Below are 20,221 nucleotides of genomic sequence, written 5' to 3'. Positions count from 1 at the left end.
GTTTTTTAAGATATAATCTAAAAATTCTTTTTTTTTAAATAGAACCATAATTCATACTTGTTATTACTCTGTGAAAAAATATACTCAAGCAATTCTAATGATTAAAAGTATCATAGCAATAATCTTATTATCATCTATCATTGGAAATTTTATGAATACTGATTCTCAAATCAAGTATGTTCACAGTGAATTAAAATTCTTAAAAATGAAGGAATTTAGTTCAAAAAATATAATTACAGATTCTTGACGTCTGTTCCGCTGTGAATACTTTGTGCAATTACAAAAAGCACCATTCAAAAGAAAAGTACTTTTTATTCTTCTCAGGAATAACTCCTAATAAAATACAATTAATTTACAATGACTGCCTTTTAGAAAAGGAACATTAAAATTTAAATCCAAAGATTCTTTTACCATTTATTACCTTATGATCAAGCCAAAAAAAATAAGCAAATTTAAAAAAGTTGTTGCACTTTATTTAGCAATGATGATTCTTCTGGAAACTTTCCAACCAATGCAGATGTATGCTTTGACCAGCGGACCTAAACAGCCTGAATTTAGTTCATTTACACCAATCGACACTTCCGATATGGTGGATTTAACAAGCGGTGATTTTAATTATAACATTCCAATAATGGATGTGGGCGGATATCCATTAAATCTTGCTTACAATTCTGGAATAACAATGGATCAGGAAGCTTCTTGGGTAGGGCTTGGATGGAACCTGAATGTTGGTCAGATAGAAAGGCAGGTTAGAGGTTTACCAGATGATTTTAGAGGCGATGAAATGATTTATGAAAACTATTTAAAGCAAAATAGAACAGTTGGTATTAATGTAGGTGTAAATGCTGCTTATACAGGTTTTGATGCTTTGCAATTGGGTGTTGGACTAGGAGTAGAATCTAATAATTATGAAGGAATATCATTTAAACCTTCTTATGGTATCGGATTTAATTTTAACGGGAATGTATCTGTTGGGATGGATTTTTCGAGTTCATTGGATGGGGGAGCTTCTGTAACTCCTAGAATTGGTATCTCTACTAAGATAAATGATACTTACGGTACTACGACTTCATTGGGAAGCTCAATATCCCTTGGTTTTAACAGTCGTAAAGGTGTCGAAAATCTTAATGTTTCGGCAAGCGTAAGCCAAATGGGAAAAGGCATAAAAGATAATCAGGAAAAACAAATGTCCGAAATAGTGAAATCTAAAGGCGGAACAAGTACTGGCGGAAGTATTTCTTTCAATAATCTAAGTTATACGCCTACTAAACGAATTGGATTTAGAAATGAAAACTTTTCTTTTAACGGAGCTCTTGGAGGAGAGGTTTTTGGAGTAGAAGGACAGGTTCAGGTTACAGGTTATGGCTCTTATCAAACTATTGCAGATGAATACCGTAACAGAAAAGAAAAAGGTTATGGATATGAAAATACTGAATATAAAAAAACAAATGAATCCGGAGTCTTAGATTTTAACAGAGAAAACGAAAGAGTCGTTACTGAAAATACCTTGGCTCTCCCAGTAACCAATTATACTTATGATACTTATAATATTGATGGACAAGGTGCAGCTGGTATGTTTAGACCTTATAGATCAAAAGTCAGCAGTGTATATAATGATGAAGTTGTAGATCTTGGTAAAAGCCAGAATTTTGGAGTTGAAGTAGGTTTAGGGAATTTATTTCATGCCAGTGGAGATTTTAAAAAGGCCCCTTCTGAGAGTACTACAGGTGGATGGATTCAAAATAATAATGTGCTGGCACATTTTAACGAAAAAAATACAGATAAAAAAGAAGCAACTTACGAACCAATTACTTTTAAAATGGTTGGAGCTACGATAGTGGATCCGGAAACTATTTATAAAGATAAAATATACGAGGCAACACCATTAAGAATCGATATTGACGGAAATAAAAAAAATACTTTCACCAGTGCATATACATTTGCCGGAGGTAAATATGGAGATAAAGAAATAAAGAGGACTAAACGTTTTTTACGTAGTCAGGTTATTCAAAAAGTTACAAGTGCAGAAGCTGCCAGAGATAAGTTTATTATAAAAAACAGTAATGCTAAATCACATCATACAGCAGGAATAAAAGTTTTACAGACTGATGGTACTACTTATGTGTATGGAGAAACTGCTTACAATACAAAAAAAGCAGAAGCAACTTTTGATGTTTCAGGACAAACCGGTGACAATACTAAAGGACTGGTTGGATACAATGGGTCTCTTTATGGAAACGGAAATAATACAAGTGATCAGTTTGTAAATAGAGTTATAACTCCTGCGTATGCTCACACTTATTTATTATCGACTGTTTTGTCTTCCGATTATCAGGATATTGATGATAATGGACCAACCGTAAATGATTTAGGGGCTTTTACCAAGTTTGAATACACAACAGTACCGGCTATTTATAAATGGAGAGTACCTTTTGAAGCAAATAAGGCTACCTATAACGAAGGTCTTATTTCAAAAAAAGACGATCAAAAGGGGAATTATTTATATGGAGAAAAAGAACTTAAATACCTGGATAAAATAGTAACGAAAAGCCATGTGGCATTTTTTGATCTTGAAGACAGAAAAGATGCTATTGGTGTCGCTGGCGAGAATGGCGGTGCCGGAACCGAAAGAATGAAAAAGCTTCATGCAATACGACTGTATTCAAGACCTGAAGTTACCGATGCATCAGGTGCTATTTTTGATCCGACGAAAATTACAGGAAGTAATGTAAAACCAATAAAAACAGCACATTTTGTATATAGCTACAATATATGCAAAGGAATGCCTAATAATGATAAAAGTGCTGCTCTTACACCTAATGAGTTAAGTAATAAAGGAGGAAAGTTAACTCTTGAGAAAGTTTATTTTACTTATCGAGGTTCAAACATGGGAAAATACACTCCGTATGTTTTTAATTATGGATCTGATGATACAACTGATAATCCTAATTACGATATGAAAGGATTTGATATTTGGGGTAACTATAAAGAAAATCCAATAAATAGCGGTTATATAAATACTCCGTTATCAAATACTGAATTTCCTTTTGTTGATCAAAATAAATCCAAAGTAAATATTGAGAAAACTAAAAACCAGGCAGATATTAACACTGCTTCATGGAATTTAAAATCTGTTAGACTGCCTTCAGGAGGGGAAATTACAATTGAAACAGAGAGTGATGATTATCAGTATGTGCAGAATAAAAAAGCAATGCAGATGTATAAAGTTGTTGGAGTAGGTCATAATATAGTTCCTACATCTGATGATATAAAAAACAAAGACATATTATATAATGGCAGCTCTCATAAAAAGTTTTTGTATGTAAAATTAAGTGATAATAATCTTGTGGCAGCTAGTGATGGCCTGACAAAGCAGAAATTTTTGGATGGATACCTAAGTGAAAATCTAAATAAAGTTATTCAGTTTAAATTTATGCTTAACATGTCTGATAATAAAGAACAATTCGAATATGTTTCTGGTTATTTTAAAATAGGAAATGCTAATGAAATTGATGTTAAATATAGTTCAGAATTAGGAGGGACTATAGCTTCTATTCCTGTAGAATTCCTATCAAAAGATAAAGGAAATGGTAATATGGTAAATCCAATTGCCAAAGCGGGATGGGGTTTTGGTCGTACTTTCCTAAATAGATTAACATGTGGTATAAATGACAATCCTTCAGATACAGATTTTTCTTCTATTGTAAAAAACCTAAGAGGCAGTTTAAGTATTATTAAAGAAATATTTGATGGTCCTGATGGTTATTTACAAGGAAAAGGCCGTGCAAGAATTTTTAAGCCTGAAAAATCCTGGGTTAGACTAGAAAATTCTGATGGTCATAAATTAGGCGGCGGACTTCGCGTAAAATCTATAAAATTAAGTGACAATTGGACTAAAATGCTGGAAGGAACTTCAGGAACAAAACTGAATGACATGGAGTACGGTCAAACTTACTCTTATAATGATGAAAAAGGAAATTCTAGCGGAGTAGCAACCTTTGAACCTAATATGTGTGCAGAAAACCCTTTTGTAGAGCCTTTTTATAATGCAAAAGGAAATTATGCAGAGACGGTAGCGGCTCCTATGGAAAGCAATTATGTAGAAAAACCTTTTGGGGCTAATTTTTTTCCTGCACCAAGAGTTACTTATGCCAGGGTTACGGTGAAAAATTTAGATAAGAAAGATAGTGCGGGAACAATTATAGTTAAAAAGCATGCTACTGGAAGCGTAGTAACAAGTCATTATACCAGCTATGATTTTCCAACAAAAGTATCTTACACTGATTTAAAGATGATCAACGGAATTACGCCAACGAACATTGTTAAGGATATGTTGAAGAATATCATAAGAGGCGGGAATATCGACGTTAGAAATCTGTTGACAATGACACAAGGTTATTCTATTGAGACCAATGATATGAATGGTAAAATAAGAATGCAGGAAGTATATAATGAAGCCAATGAGGTAATTTCTTCGGTAGAATATAAATATAATATCGATGAACAAGGAAATCTCGATAATAATATTACAACTATAGATGAAAAAGGTAATGTAGCTAAAAGAATAATTGGTGTTGACTACGATTTAATAAATGATTTTAACCGAAGTTTTGCTAAAACAGAAACCTCCGGTTTTAAAGCAAATGTTGCAGGCTTTTTGATTCCTGTCGGGATATTCCCAATACCTATATTTATACCTACTGTATTTCCGGAATCCTCTACAAATATTAATGAACTTCGTACGGCAGTGACTACTAAACATGTTCATAAAACGGCCATATTAGTTGAAAAAATTGCAAAAGATTTAGGTGCTGTCGTTTCTACTAAAAACCTTGGATGGGATGCCAGTTCAGGTGAAGTTCTATTAACTGAAACTGTTAATGAGTACAGTGACCACTATTATTCTTTCAACTTCCCGGCTTATTGGATGTATGACGGTATGGGAGCAGCCTCTCAAAATATTGGTATTGAAGGAAAATTGATTGCTAATGCCACAACTTCAAGTGGTACTACCGTTACAGGTCAGGCAGGTAATCCATATTTTAAACTGGATAATTATAGTGGTGATATTTCTAAAATCTTTCATGTAGGAGATGAACTTGCTGTAGATAGTGGAATAATCCAGTCACCTGGTCTTTTTGGTCAGCCTTTACCACCCGTATTTAAATTATGGATAGTAGGTTTTAATAGTGATAAGACAGGTGTGTTATTAATGGATAGAAATGGTAATTATCTCAACAAATGTGAAGATTTAGGTAATTTTAATTTTAAAATCGTACGTTCAGGATACCGTAATATGAGTAATGCTTCTATGGCATCGATTACTTCTATGATTAATCCTATCAAAAATGGAAAACTAGATCAGGACTCGTTTCAATTCAATGCTAGTTCTAGTTTCAATCCTAGAATTGTGAATGCTAGTGCAGTTGTTTATAATGATTATTGGAATACGCAGTTAGAGTCTATTCTTCCTTATTATCCAAATTATAATTCAAACAGCGTTGCTTCTCACAGAGACCCAATTACAGGGAATATTATAATTGATATAGACTTAAACCCGATTAGTCCTTCAGGGGACGTGAAATATCCTAATGATGTTAAAGTAAATCCTTATGTATGGAATATTAAAGGAAATTGGAGAGCAGAAAAATCGTATGCGTATTTAACAGGAAGAAATAGTAAAAGAGGAAACACTAATAATCCTAGAAATGAAGGTTTCTTTACTAGTTTTAATTCATTTTATAAACTGGATCGCAGTGCTGCTGTTCCTGTTTGGAAAATTGATGAAAGTAATTGGACATATGCGAGTAGCGTGAGTCAGTACAGTCCTTATGGTGCAGAACTCGAAAACAAAGATGCTCTTGAACGTTACAGTTCTGCTCAATATGGTTATATGTATAAACTGCCTATGGCAGTGGCTTCAAATGCTAAATACAAGCAAATAGGGTATGACGGATTTGAGGAAAAGAAAACAGTAACAGTGAAAAAGCATTTTGGTTTTGCTATTGACAAACTGAACATTGATTCTAATCAATCTCATACAGGGAAAAACAGTTTAAAAGTAGCTAAAGGAACCTCTAGTACAATGACTAGAAATTTGTATCCTACAATCAAAACTACAGAAGAAGCAAAATGTCCTTCTATTCCTGTAGAGTGTTTTATGTGTGGGGAAATAGGATGTCCAACTTGCCCTTCTACAGCTATATTTCCTACACCTGATCAAATTAATAGTCTTTACACTCCTATTTGTATAGATCTAGGATTAGGGTTTGGAACTCCCGGTAGTAGTAGTATAACTTATTCAAGTATTAATTATTGCCTTAAATATCCAAATAACGGTGGAAGTGCAAAATTAGTAGCAAAAGATAGAATCAATCTTACTCCTGCTAGTAACCAAATTATGTATTTGACAATACATTTTCCACAACTTTCACCTTCAATTCCTGCAGATCGGGATGTTTACGTAAAAATTACATTTAATAATGATGGAACATGGACGCATACTTGTTTAAGAGATTTTTCGAAGGAAGGCAGTATGACATGTTTTTAAAATTAATCTCCCTGTAAGTAAATTATTTTCATATATGATATAAAAAAAAGAATCCTATATGAGATAGTTATACGTCGTAACAGATTTCAAATTATAAGAATGAATTACAATGAGATTGAAATTTATGGCTGTAATAAGGTTTTAAACGTTTCAATATTTGAAATTTAGAATTAAATAATCTTTTCATATTTAAAAATTAAAAAATGAAAAAAATAATACTGTTTGTCTTTTTTATATTTTCTACAATATCATTTGCCCAGTCCTATGCTATCAAAGTATATGATTTAAATTACGAAATAAGGGCTGGTGTTAAAAACAGCACAACTTCTAATATAAGAATTACATTGTACTATGAAAATGGTACTACTGAAGATATTTATAAAAGAAATATCAATAACAATGGTGATAGAGAAACCAATTTACTTGTGTTTTCTAATGTTCGAAATTTTAGGCCTGTACGAATTGAATGCTTTGCTTTTGTAAATTTTAGAACTGGAACAGACGCAGATTCTTCTGTTTTTAAGAATGTAGAATCTGGTAACTGTATAAGTGGAACATTTTCTGGAGATTATTCACCAAGAATGACACCTGTAACTTTTAAGTATACAGTAGGACCGGATCTTAAGATTATTCCAAATTCTAATACGATCTTAACGATAAATGATAATATCAAAATAACTAGTCAGTCAGGTTTTATGACTGATTCTTATCGCTGGCAATACTCAACAGATTCTGTAAATTGGATTGACATGCCACAGTTTAATGGATTATCAGAATTAAATACCAATGCTGCAGCAATTTTAGGGAATAATGCCAATAACTACATAGACAAATCCATTTCAATCAGACAAAAAGCGTGTAATGTAATCTCAAACGTAGTTACCTATATTGTAAAAAAGTATTCACAAGAAACACAAACAGCTCTTGATGAATTATCTATCAGCTCGTTTATACCAGAAAAAGGTAAATATATTGTTTCGGGCTGGGTTAAAGAAAATACGGCTCAGCAGCAAATTACTTATTCTAATAGTAACATAACAATTTCTATTGCCAATGGAAATGGTGCGCCTTTTTATTCAGAAACCTTCAAACCGTCAGGAATGATCATTGATGGCTGGCAGCGTATTTTGGGAATTATAGAAATTCCTGTAACTGACCCGTTAAATAATCCAAAGCTTGATATAACCTTAAATTGTACCAGTACTACAGCAGATTGCTATTTTGATGATATCCGATTTTTCCCTTATAACGGAAATTTAAAAAGTTTTGTTTATGATGAAGACACCCAAAAACTCATGGCAGAGTTAGACGAGAATAACTATGCTACATTTTATGAGTATGATTTAGAAGGTGGGCTCGTAAGAGTAAAAAAGGAAACAGAAAAAGGAGTTTATACCATACAAGAGACACGTAGTAATAGTTCAAAGAACTAGGAGTAACTTGACGAATGGCGATCAGCTATTTTATCTCAAGATGAACAATAATAATCCCCCAAAAGGATTAAAAACATATAAGTAAATCACGTTATAATTATAATATGAATATATCATTGAATGTGCTAAGTAAAAAATTAAGCTTAATTGGATTATTGTTATTCACAATAATACTTAGTGCGCAGGTACAAGAAAAAGAATATAGTAATTTTAAACCAACAGCGATTACCAGTTTTGGAAATACGCCCATTTCTATTTTTGATTCAGAAGCTAATCTTCCAAATCAAAATAACTTGGCTTCATATTGCTATTTATCATTAAATATTGATAATAATCTCGCACCATATGTAGCGTATGAGTTAAAGGCTACTTTTAGAATCACGCCTTTAAAACAAGATGGCAGTAATGATACTCCGTTTAATAAGGAACTCATAGTAAACTACAACCCTAATCAAGCTAATAGTGGAGGAGCTAATTTTAGTGATTTAAGTTACTTGAAAATACAAAACAGATTTGGTATTAGAGTACAACTGGTTTCCTATAAAGCTGTAAATACAAGTAACGGAAATGTTGTGCCAAGCAATGCTTTTGTCAATATGGGTTTTAAGAGTAAGAGATATTACGCAGTATCTGAGCAATTACTAAATCCGATAGGCTCGACTAATGCTGCAGCAAGCTCAATTACTATTAACTGGGAAAGTTTGGCTGGTGCTTTAGAATATGAATTAGAATGGACTTGGATTGATAATTATAGTAACGAAAGTATAACCGCCAATTTAACCGGAAATCAAATACCATTAACAGAAAGGGATTTTGAACTTAATAATACAAGAATCATAACTTCTAAAAATAGTTTTGAAATACCATTAATTTATGGAAAAGGTTATTTAGTATATAGAGTGCGAGGTATCAGCAGAAATACCGAATTCGTTAAATATTATGGCAATTGGAGTTCTGGAACAAGCGCAAAAAATACAGTAGCCGACTGGCCTCATCAAAGCATTATTTCGGAACATGAAACAGGCAAAAACTGGCAATTTCAGGCAAGTTACGCCGAAGATGGAAAGAAAAAAGAAATCGTAAGCTACTTTGATGGTTCTTTGAGAAATCGTCAGACAGTAACCAAAGTAAATACTGATAACACAACCATTGTAGGTGAAGTTATTTATGATGCTCAGGGAAGAGCAGCTGTTGAAGTATTACCAACGCCAACGATAGATAATAGCATTCATTATTTTAAAAACTTTAACCTAAATAACCAGAACAAATCATACTCTTTCAAAGATTTTGATCTAGATGGTGGAAGCTGTATTAGTAATATTTCCGGAATGTCAGACAGTTCTGGATCGAGCAGATATTATTCGCTGTCTGGTTATGCTGATTTTTCTTTAAGAACAAATCAGGCCTATGTACCTGATGCAAAACAATATCCTTTTTCGCAAATAGAATACACACCTGACAATACAGGCAGAGTATCAAGAAAAGGAGGAGTTGGTGCAGAGCATCAATTAGGTTCAAGTCATGAAATGAAATACTTTTATACAACTCCCGATGCAACAGAATTACACAGATTGTTTGGTTATAGCGTGGGAGAATCATCTCATTATAAAAAAAATATTGTAATTGATCCTAATAAGCAAGTCTCTGTAAGTTATCTTGACCCCCAAGGACGTGTTATCGCTACTGCATTGGCTGGAAAATCACCAGCTAACCTTACTGGTTTACCAGAAGAAAATGCAGATAACAAGGTAAATGCAGATGCAAATGGTCATGGTATTACTACTGCAGACTTACTTAACAAGCTTACTCCGGCTGCTGCTGATACTCCTAAAGATAACAACATTTTACAATCTACCGGAATATTTCCTCAAAGCAATGATGTTCTCACTCTTTCAAAATCAATAGAAGTAACAAACGATGGAGATGGGTATGAGTTTGAATATAGTTTAAATCAAGCTAATTCATTTTCTCCTTTTTATTGTCCTACAGGTCTATATCCATTTGTATATGATGTTAAATTGAGTTTAAAAGACAATTGCGGCATCGAAAAATTAGATACGCCTATTTTTAAAACAGTAGGAACATTTAGTCTTTCAGGTACTAATATTCCAGCTTCTTTAGCAGCGGTTAAACCAAAAGCAACCTTAAATACAGGCAGCTATAGTTTGATAAAAGAAATAAAAGTAAATGAAAAAGTACTTAATGACTACGCTAATGATTATTTAAAGAAATTGACTACGCCAGGTTCTCAATGTTATATTGATCCAGCAGATCCAAAATTTGGGTTAGCACCTAATGCTCAGCTTATTTTTGATTCCTGTAACGTAACATGTGAAAGCTGTATAGCAAGTATAGGAACTAGAGGATATTATGTTCAAAATGCTTTTGATAAATTATTTGGAAAAGTAGTTTTGAATGTATCCGAATCAGGAAATACAACAACCATTTCATTAAACTCCGGAGCTACAGATGCTCAAAACAATCTAATCGTATTATCTGATGTAAATGCCTTAAATGTACGTTTCAATAGAGAATGGGATTTATTGAATAAAGAATGTCAAACAGTTTGTAATCCTACATTAATAGAGTTTGAAACTGCTTGCCAGATGAATGAAAATCTATTAGTGTCAGATTTGAGACCTAATGGACAATATGGAGCTACAGATGAATATATTATTGATGCTAACGGCAATAGACAGCTAAATTTAAATTTTGATAAATTAAGTGTTTTTAATTCAAATGGAGGTCTTTTTTATAATGGTGCAACTGCGGGAAATAACTGGAAACATCCTCGTAAAGCAGTAAGTCCTACTCAGGATCAGGAGGATATTTATAAAGATACTTATGGAATACCATCAGTAATTGAGGTAAAAATAGTAGACAATACATCCAATCCAAAAAAATATTCGCCTGAAGTTGATCCAGCCGCTATTCCGGTTCTTAGTGCTGTAAAAGCTCCGGATGGCAGCGATATTTGGACTGTAAGACCTGAACAGTTATTTAACGTAAGTGATTTCATAGCAAATTGGGATGACGGCTGGGCTCAATCTTTGTTAGTTTACCACCCGGAATATAAATATCTAGAATACAGCCGCGAAATATGCAAAAGAACTACAAACTTTAATATTGCTAAAAATACAGGAAATGTAACATCAATTGTTGCTACACCATTATCTTCTGATGGTTATGATTCTTATTTAATGAATACCACAACTTATGCAGACGCAAATTCTAAAGGATTTATTGATTTTGACAGTGCTGGAAATTCAGGAAAATTAAAAATTTATGATAATGATCCTTATTTTAAACAAGTACAATCATCATCACCATTTGAAGATTCTACTCTTTATAATATGAGAACTGGTACAGGAAGTATTATGTACCAAGCTTTAAATAGTAGTTATATTGGGCAAAATGGAACCAATTTGAGCATGTACCAAGTCGCTTTACAAAGTGTGCTTTGTAACTCTTTTTCTAAATGTAATTTGAGCAATATTACTTTAAGCAATTCTGAAAAAGATGAAGTTTGGAATGTTTATAAAGCTTTGTATATCGGATTAAAGAATAAAATTAAACACATATTTATCAATACATATGCTATACAACGTAAATCTTATAATGGTTGTATAGGTACAGGAGGTTCAAGTGTTATTACAGATGTATTAAGTGATAATTTTCCTCAGAAAAAAACATTAGCGACTTACATTCAAAACATTTCTACAGCGGGTTCTTTATGTGAAAGTACTAGTAATATATTGTACCAAGCGAAACAAAAAAATTATCTTCCGGCAGATTTTGGATATAATTCTGGTTTAAATCCTGCAGATGCTGTTGCTAATTTAATCAAGGGAAATCATTTTGAATATTATGCTCAAACTGGTAATTGTCCGCTTTTGTTTGATTTTGATATGCTTTTGAATGGATTTTTCAAGGATCAGGGTTTTACATCACCGCTATCTTTAACAAATGCGTCTTTTAATAAACAGTATATTACCAAAGAATTAATTCAGAAATTAATGATCCCGACAGTTAATCAAACTGTTGATGGATTATTTCAGGCAGGATTAGAACCTTTGACAATTACAACTCAGGTTTCGGGAAAAATATTAAGTATCAATTTTAACCCAAAAACTGGAGGAGGTTTTACTACCTGTCCAATTACAATACAACTACCTTCAACGGGTACTTACAATTGGTCAAATTATGGTTCGTCATGGAATATAAAAAATCTAAAACAGTTATATTATGATTTAGGGAATTCAAAACCTTCAGAAGGTAAATTCAAATTCTCAGTTGTAGCTCAAATAGGAATTATTTTTGGAAGCGTTACTAACTCTGGTGAAATTGTTCTTACTGGAGAAACTTGTGCGCCTATAGGAGAATGCGGTATATCGCCAAATGCTATTGGTGAAGTTCTTGATCCTAATCAGGCTACAAATGATCAGGGAGTAGGCTGTAACAAGAAATCTAAGTTTGAAAAAGCTTTGATTCCTCTTTTAAATGAGTTAAAAACAAAAGGAACATTCAATAGCAGTACACCTATTGATATAAGCAATTATGCAGCTTATAGAAACTCTTATTTAGCAGAATTTTTTGGAGTTAATACGGGTATAACATGGCAAAGAAATGCAGAAAATCTATATTTAAAGCAAGGAACAAATATTATTGCAAATTTAGTTCTTGCATCAAATGCTGATACAAATAGCGGAAACCATACTACACCAGTTTTTATAGATTCTTATACCTTTAAAAAATTCGAATCTGTATTATTTAATACACCTGATAATGATGCATCAAGCTCATTTAAATTAGTTACTTCCGGCAATACTAATTTTGTTACTGGTACAGCTATTTTAAATGGAACTTTAAAGCTTTTTAATACAAATTTTGACTGCTGTCCTTTTGTTGCTATTATTGACAATGATCATGATGGTGTTCCGGATGATTTAGATAATTGTCCAAATACACCCAATACAGATCAATTGGATATAAATCCTAAAGATGGTATAGGAGATGCATGTCAGGAAAAACCGGGTTGTAACCCAAGTCCTAATGTTGATTCATGCCAGAATACTGTTGATGAAATTGCATTTGAAACAGGACTTAAAAATGTTATTAATCAAATTTTATCAGATCCGTCTTCTTATAATCCAGAATATGGATATTTAGAAACACCATTGAGAGTATGTAGTACTTTTCCTTCTATGGCTGATTTTATAGCCAATTCACATTTAAGAGAACATTTTCAAGCTTTAAAAGACAGGGATCAATCTTCAAAGTGTATTGATAAAGGCGATATAAAACTATCTCAATTTAGATTAGGTAAAGATGTTGATGATTCAATTTCATTGTATTTTTACGATGAAAATGATGTGCAGCAAGGAGGTTTTAGAATAAGAGTTCATTATCTGGTTACAGACGATGGAGTATATGAACCATCTAATTATTTTAATAAAATTGATATCCTTGGCTATAATTCTGTCAATACAAATTATAATTCAAAAAGTATAAAATGTGTTGATGTTGAAGTAACAGATTATATTGTAATTAATGATTTATCTTGTTATTCACTAACATATGATTTTTGTGATTTCTTGTCTCCTTTACAGGATACTGGTGAAAACCAAAATGCATGTTTCCTTAGTAATCAGGATGAAACAAATTATGAAGAGAGTTTAAAAACTTTTTTTAATGATATAATCACGAAACCACAATATACATACCAGAATATTTATAATAGTAACCCTTTTTCTAAATTTTTTAACGATACAAAACTAGCAGATAAATATATATCATTACAGAGTTATTGTAATGAAACATTTCCTCAAGATTATGGTTTTTTTGCAAGACCACTAGAAAGAAGTGATTATCTTAAAGATATAGAAAATGGTAGAATAGGAACTTTACTCTATAGTGAAACTTTATTATATATTGGATATATCACATTGGAAGGATTTAATGCTGGTGAAATAGATAATATAAAAGAGTTTACGAACATTGATATTTTATCAGGAAACGACGTTCTAATCAGTTATGTTGATGTTAATGACATAGAGAAAAAACGTACCGTAAAATTGATTCATTACATCAGTTCTAATATGGGTATTGATCGAAGTGATTCTTATAGCAACTGTCAGTTCATTAGTCAAAACTATTCACAAAATCAAAATACTAATTTCACAGCAAGAAAAGCCGTAAGCCGTATGAGTTTATCAGCGGTAGAATCTTGCTTAACTTGTATTCCTCAAACAGTAGCTCCAGTAGCCTGCGATGAAAAGAGAGAGGCTTTTATAAGAGAAATGAATAACAGAATAGAGGATTATGAAGTGCCAGATGCCACACTTGATAACTTTTGTGAAAATGGCTATCAATACATTTCAGATAGTTATGTTAGATATTTAAAAGAATTAAATGTTACCAAATTATATGATGTTCGTTTTAGAACTTTGGCTGAATTTGGAGACACTTATTTACATTATGGTTTTAATGGTATCAATGCTGTTATAGACCAATACAAAAAATATTATGAGGAAAATGTAGTAAATAACGAAGCAAATCCAGAGACACTTAATTGGAATGATTGGGTTGAAACGGTATTTAAAGCAGCTAATAAGGGGAAAATCTGCCCTCCGGCAGCATTAAATAATGTTGTTTCTCCTGAATTGCCTGAGGAAACAGTTTCTCCATGTGAAAAGCTGGTTACTAATATTGCGGAAGCTTTCTCAGCAGATAATTATAACAATTTATTACAAGCGAAACGCAAAGAATTTATTGCCTCATACATTAAAAAGGCAATGTCTGAAGTAGTAGAAACTTTAGATATGACTTATTATGATCAGGAATATCAATATACGCTTTACTATTATGATCAGGCTGGAAATCTTACACAAACTGTAGCTCCGGAAGGTGTGAAACGTTTTTCACCGGCAGATATAAAAGCTAAGAACTCGCTTATTGAAGCCTACAAGGCAGCTGATAATCCGCTTCTCCCTTTTACAGGAGATGTTGGAAGTTTGTCGCCAAATCATCAATTTAAAACAGAATACCGTTATAATTCATTAAATCAGCTAGTTTGGCAAAGCACCCCAGATGGCGGTGCAACAAGTTTTGCTTATGATAAATTGGGCAGAATTATAGCTTCGCAAAATAAGAAGCAGCAAACAGCAGTTATAGCCAAAATGAGTTACACCAATTATGATAGCTTAGGCAGAATAAATCAAGCTGGTGAAATTGATAGTTTTGTGCTAAATACTGTCAACCCATCAGCATCTGTAATTTATAGCATATCTAATGAAGGAAGGCTTGTATGCACTAGTGGAGCGACAACCGGAATAGTAGATAGTTTTGATAGTACTTTACCTAAAACTCAAGTTACAACTACTATTTATGACGAAGATCCGGAAATAGAGACTAGTGTAAAAGCTTCATCATTATTTATTACGAATCTTGCATCGGGTTATAATCCAGCATATAACAACCGTAATCGTGTAACAGGAGTATTCTATCATAATAAATACAGCAGTCCAAAGGTTTTTGATAATGCTATTTTATACAATTACGATGTTCATGGAAATGTCAAAGAAATAGTCAATTATTATACTGCATTAAAAAATCCGAATTGTACTCAAACGGTTATAAATACGACAACAGGACAAACAAATGACTGTGAAGCACATTTAAAAAGAATTGTTTATGATTATGATCTAATAAGCGGTAATGTAAATACAGTTAAATTTCAACCTAACAAACCTGACCAGTTTACACATCGTTACAATTATGATGCTGATAATCGTATTGTTAATGTAGAAACATCTGCGAATGGTACTTTGTGGGAAAAAGATGCCAGTTATCAATATTATGCACATGGACCGCTGGCCAGAGTAGAACTGGGGGATAAAAAAGTTCAGGGTATCGACTACGCTTATACTTTACAAGGATGGCTTAAAACAGTAAATGGTGAAAATTTAGCGAATAGTGCAAATGATTTAGGTCAAGACGGATCATTGTCTGGAACAACCAAAACCAAAGATGCTTTCGGGTTTTCTTTAAGTTATTATGATAATGATTATAAAGCAATATCTGGAGACACAGGTACTGATTCATTCAAGCCTTTGATGGTAAGCCGCAATGCAGTAGGAGAGAATCTTAAAAATTTATACAACGGTAATATTAAGCAAATGACAACCGCTATTCGTAAAGAAGGTGATCAATTGCTGGCCATACAAAAAAATAATTATACTTACGATCAGCTTAATCGTATCAAAACAATGACTTCTCAAGCTTTTGATGCTTTCACAATGAAGGCCGCTAAAAGTTACGAATCAAGTTATTCTTATGATAAAAACGGAAATTTAAAAACCTTAATAAATACTGCACCTGGAGTCTATCCAAAGTCTCAAACACCAACTTTGGAAAATCCGGAAATGGATAACTTTACGTATAAATACTTTCCGGGAACCAATCAGCTGACTAATGTTTTTGATGTAGCAAATGATATTTTTACCGAAACGGGTATCGATATTAAGCAGAATTTAACCGAAAAAGCAGCGTATAATGTAACGAATAGAAATACTTATAACTACATTTATGATGCTATAGGTCAATTGATAGAAGATAAAAACGAAGGTTTAACTATAGATTGGCGTGTTGATGGTAAAGTAGAAAAAGTTACAAATAGCAAGTCTGGACTTACTATTGTATTTGAATACGATGGACTTGGTAATAGAATAGCTAAACGTGTACAGCGTGGTGCAGATGTAGTCCGTACACATTATGCTCGTGATGCACAAGGGAATGTTTTAGGAGTTTATGAAGAGAATTATAAAGTTCAAGGAAGTAGTAATGAATCTTTATACCGTCTAAAAGAACATCATCTTTTTGGAAGCAGCAGACTTGGCGTTGAAGAAACAGATTTGCTTGTTTACAAATACATGAATAATTCGACAGCTAATAGAGCATCTCAAAATTTGCTTGCTAAAAACAGCAGTGCACTAGCTAAATCATCCATATTAACAGGAACACCTGTTTTTAGAGATTATGCTTTGCATTTTGATGCTACTACACCAACTGTTGCTTGGGCTATGCAGGCAGGTAGTTCACCGGCAATAGATCCAGAGTTAGTTAGTTTGAATTTAGATACGAACATAAAACTATCAAACTTTAACCTTTTAAATGGAACTTATTTCTTAGGACAGTTACAATACAAAGGCGAAAAAGAAGAAACAATTAATACAATTGAAGATGTTGTTTTAACAGGTATTGAAAATAATTGTTTGAAATTAGCAGCAGCCTCTGGAACATATACTGTAACAAGAAGAAATTCTAATTCTTGTACCATAGGAAATGAAGTTAAACTTCTTGAACCAAATGAAGAAGGAGCGTTAGAATATAAAACTTCATCTTTACTAACCAGTAACAACATTGCCGTTGGGTTTAAACTAAACAATAGGTTTTATGGCTTTAGAACGACATGGGCTAATAATTTAGGTTTGACTGGAAGTTTATTACTTTCCGATGGAACAACCCTTAGTTCAATTGGCAGATTATCGTTGACCAACCCAGCTCAAACATTAAGAGTTGAAAAGACTTTGCATCCAGATGGTTCGAGCACTTACATTGAATTTTTTAGAAACGGAGGTTCCGTATTAAAAATAACGGTTCCAAATCGTGCTATAGCAACGGCCAGTATTGAAATTAGTTCGTCAGCAGGCAGAATTACAGATCTAAAAGTTACGAAGAAGGTACAGAAAAAAATTACCAAAGAAATTACCAATCAGGTACAAATCACTTTGGTAAAAGAAACAACAGGTGTAAGACCAAAAGTAACCGTCAATCAGTATACAAAAATAACTTCAGCTACACCTGCAACTGCTACAACCAGAAACTATGAGATAGCTTTGCCAGCCAACAGAGCTTTAACAAATGCTCAAATTGCCAATGGTATTGCATTAAATTTGAATACTAAATTTGGAGAAGGTACAGTACTGGCTGTAAACGGAAGTACCCTGTATAAAGATGAAAAATTATGGAGTGTACCTGTTAACATTAATCCGGCTGCGATTCCTGTTGTAGGTAATAACGAACTTGGAGGTGCGGGTAATGCAAGAGCTTTAGGATTTGATATGTGTTACTTTAATTACGGAGTAAATAACATTCAAAATAACTTTAGTTTTGATGATGCAGCAAGTCGTACCATAACCAATAATCCTCCAGTATCAAGTCAGGGAATTGCTATGAACAGCAATGTGACCAGAACTCTTGGACCTTGTCTGCTAGATACAGATGGAGACGGTGTATTTGATTTGTACGAAGTTAACGACGATCTTAGTTTTATAGATACAGATGGTGACGGTATAGCCAATCAAGATGATAAAGATGATGATGGAGATGGTATTTACACAATAAATGAAGGAGCAAACCCTGATGGTGATAAAAATCCTCACACAGGATCTACTTTAAATACTAATGCACTAGCATCAGCACAAAACCCGAAAGCGACAATCAACAGCATACCAAATTATCTGGATGTTGATGACGATGGCGATGGTTATGCTACTTGGGAATCTTATGAAGGAGGTCCGGGAGTATTTAATGCAGCAACAACAGGCATACCGTATACATTAAATACAGATAACCCAACCGATGGAATACCTAATTATTTAGACCCAACCAACGGGCTTTATCCTGTCACTTTACCTATCTCGGTAAATAATTTTATATCTTTGATTGGGGATAAACGATACGAACTATCGAATCATTTAGGCAATGTACTTTCTGTAATTTCAGACAAAAAAATACCATCATTGTCTGCAGGTTCTTTAACGTATTTCAATCCAGAAGTTCTTAGTTATTCTGATTATTATCCTTTTGGACAGCTAGTTCCTGGCAGGCACGGAAACAGTAATGATTACAGATATGGTTTCCAAGGACAAGAGATGGATGATGAAGTTAAAGGTGAGGGGAATTCTTTGAATTATGCCTTTAGGATGCACGATTCTAGGATTGGTAGATTTTTTGCAACTGATCCACTAGAAAAACAATATGCCTACAATTCTCCTTATGCTTTTAGTGAAAACAGAGTTATTGACGGAATTGAATTAGAAGGTTTAGAACAGCGTCACTATACAATTAATTTACAGGATGAACAACCAAAATTAAAATTAATCAGAGAAGAAGATTGTTGGTTTTGGCAAGATAAAGTAGTAGTTAAAGTTGTTGGTTTACCAAAGAATGGAGTAGCTACATATACTTTTTCAATTTGGGGTGACGAGCGTAAAGGTTATACACCGGGTTCAGGAATTGGAAATTATATTGAAGATTTTGATAGAGATTTTGCACAAGATCCAATAAAAGCACTTGCAAGTGGTGAATATTGGACCAATTCTGAGATAAATAGACGAACTGTTATTGACATTGCTTCAATGATTATTTTGCATAAAGTGTTTAAATCAATCAATAAATTAAATAAGCAAGAAAATCAAAAAACAAATATAAAGGTTCCGATTGTAGATAATTCGATAAAAATTGCAAAAACAGATATTAAAACGACATCTGATTATTTAACAGCGAGAGTAAAGATTGAAGGAAAAGGAGATATACTTATAGAAGGAAAAATAGTTTCAGATGGGAAAAACGTAATCATAAAAAATCTTTCCGTAGAAGGAAATTCTGAAGGTGGTGGCAATTATCCTGTTAATGAATTTGGCGCTAAAACAATACTAAAAGTATTTAAAGAAATAAACAAAGTATTTAAAGCTAGTGGACATGAGCAAATTAAATATGAAGGAAAGAGGGCAGATTGGAGTAGTTCAGCAAAGAAAGGTAAAGAAGTTAATTTAAATTTTAATTTAAATGAGTAGTAAAATATTTGATTATTTGATAAAGAATTATTGGAATTTACTTGAAGTTCTAGAACAGGAGTATATTATTTCAAAAATAAAATCCCAAAAAAAGACTAATGATTTTACTTTAACAGAATTCGATATAAAATTTGAAGAAAAGATAATTTCGCGACTTTTATCAACATATAATGAAATTATCTACATGAACTATTGCCCTGTTTGTGGAGAATTAGCAAGAACTCCAAAAGCGAAAAGTGCAATTTGTGGACATATTTGGCATGATATATAATTCATTCATTTGTCCAATTAGATTGTTCTGTTTTTTTAACTACTTGTTATGATGAGTCATAAATACACCGATTAAAATAATAAAACCTAATACTAGATATCATTCTGGT

The 20,221-nt window shown here is 32.8% G+C and carries 4 protein-coding genes; all 4 read left to right on the top strand.

All coding sequences use genetic code 11. From position 1 onward, the window contains the following. Window positions 1-424: 424 nt before the first annotated feature. The 4 genes from J2Y38_RS11265 (at window position 425) to J2Y38_RS11250 (ending at window position 20,112) form a co-directional block, all read left to right on the top strand. Window positions 425-6,550 (top strand): hypothetical protein, encoded by a 6,126-nt coding sequence (locus J2Y38_RS11265; RefSeq protein ID WP_309842416.1) that lies wholly within the window; start codon window positions 425-427, stop codon window positions 6,548-6,550. Window positions 6,551-6,753: 203 nt separating this feature from the next. Next, window positions 6,754-7,983 (top strand): hypothetical protein, encoded by a 1,230-nt coding sequence (locus J2Y38_RS11260; protein ID WP_309842414.1) that lies wholly within the window; start codon window positions 6,754-6,756, stop codon window positions 7,981-7,983. Window positions 7,984-8,087: 104 nt separating this feature from the next. Continuing rightward, window positions 8,088-19,841, top strand: coding sequence for an RHS repeat-associated core domain-containing protein (locus J2Y38_RS11255; RefSeq protein ID WP_309842412.1), 11,754 nt, complete (start codon window positions 8,088-8,090; stop codon window positions 19,839-19,841). Beyond that, a complete protein-coding gene (locus tag J2Y38_RS11250) occupies window positions 19,834-20,112 on the top strand; it encodes a hypothetical protein (protein ID WP_309842410.1) in 279 nt (92 codons plus the stop codon). Before J2Y38_RS11255 ends, J2Y38_RS11250 begins: the two co-directional genes overlap by 8 nt. Window positions 20,113-20,221: the final 109 nt, after the last annotated feature.

Source organism: Flavobacterium sp. 2755, from assembly GCF_031455715.1.
Classification (GTDB): Bacteria; Bacteroidota; Bacteroidia; order Flavobacteriales; family Flavobacteriaceae; genus Flavobacterium.
This window is presented reverse-complemented; position numbering and strand designations above follow the sequence as displayed.

What these genes read in the sequence shown, in the direction of transcription:
- J2Y38_RS11260 (WP_309842414.1), top strand. Translation starts at nt 6,754, where the DNA reads ATGAAAAAAATAATACTGTTTGTCTTTTTTATATTTTCTACAATATCA.
- J2Y38_RS11265 (WP_309842416.1), top strand. Translation starts at nt 425, where the DNA reads ATGATCAAGCCAAAAAAAATAAGCAAATTTAAAAAAGTTGTTGCACTT.
- J2Y38_RS11255 (WP_309842412.1), top strand. Translation starts at nt 8,088, where the DNA reads ATGAATATATCATTGAATGTGCTAAGTAAAAAATTAAGCTTAATTGGA.
- J2Y38_RS11250 (WP_309842410.1), top strand. Translation starts at nt 19,834, where the DNA reads ATGAGTAGTAAAATATTTGATTATTTGATAAAGAATTATTGGAATTTA.